Origin of the sequence: Plantactinospora solaniradicis (assembly GCF_042658085.1) — a bacterium.
Taxonomy (GTDB): domain Bacteria; phylum Actinomycetota; class Actinomycetes; order Mycobacteriales; family Micromonosporaceae; genus Plantactinospora; species Plantactinospora solaniradicis.
The window spans coordinates 1-1,067 of record NZ_JBHSPR010000058.1; the positions used below are offsets into that span (position 1 = coordinate 1).

Below are 1,067 nucleotides of genomic sequence, written 5' to 3' on the forward strand. Positions count from 1 at the left end.
CCCGGTTCCGGTTCGCGATCGGCGTACCCACCACGATGTCGTCCTGACCCGAATAGCGGCCCAGCAGGACGTTGAACGCGCCGAACACCGTCATGAACATCGACACGCCAGCATCCCGGGACAGCGCGCGCAGACCGTCGACCACCTCGGCCGGCACCTGGAACTTGAGCGCCGCCCCAGCACTGGACCGCTGTGCCGGCCGCGGCCGATCCGTCGGCAACTCCAGCGTCGGCACACCCGTCAACCGCTGCCGCCAGTAGTCGAGCTGTTCCTCGAGGACGTCGCCGGTCAGCCACTGCCGCTGCCACACCGCGAAATCGGCGTACTGCACCGGCAACGGCGCCAAACCCGACTCTGTTCCTTCCAGGGCCGCGGTATACAACACGTCCAACTCACGGCGCAGGATGTTGGCCGACCACTCGTCACCCACCACGTGGTGCATGGCCAGCGCCAACACATGCTCATCCGCGGCCACCCGCAGCAGGCTCGCCCGGAACAACGGCCCAGCCGCCAGATCAAACGGCACCACCGCGTTTGTGGCCAACCACGCCTGCACGGCGGCGGCCGGGTCTGGTTCGCCGGACAGGTCGATCAGCGGTAGGTCGAACGGTGCCGGCGGGTCGACCACCTGCCACGGCACCCCGTCAGCATCGGCGACCAGCCGAGTCCGTAGCACCTCATGCCGGGCCACCAACCCGCCAAGCGCCGTGGCCAGCGCCTCCCCCGAAAGCTCGTCGAGGTGGATCGGCATCTGCATGTTGTATTCGACCGAGCCGGGGTCGAGCTGGGTCAGGAACCACAGGCGTTGCTGCGCGAACGACAACGGCAACGGCCCGTCGCGGTCCACCGGCACGATCGGCGGGGTATCGGTCCCCTGCGCCGATGCGTCGATCACCTCGGCGAGACCCGCGATCGTCGGACCGTCGAACAACGCCGCGACCGGCACCTCCACGGCGAACACGGCCCGGATCCGCGACACCACCTGCGTGGCGAGCAGCGAATGCCCGCCCAGGGTGAAGAAGTTGTCGCGTACCCCGACCCGGTCCACACCCAACAGCTCGGCCCAG

At 68.8% G+C, this 1,067-nt stretch carries 1 protein-coding gene; it reads right to left on the minus strand.

Translation table 11 applies throughout. The annotated features are described in order from the left end of the window. Window positions 1-1,067, minus strand: a 1,067-nt coding sequence (locus ACFP2T_RS39500) for a condensation domain-containing protein (protein ID WP_377431572.1), incomplete at both ends; no start/stop codon positions are given.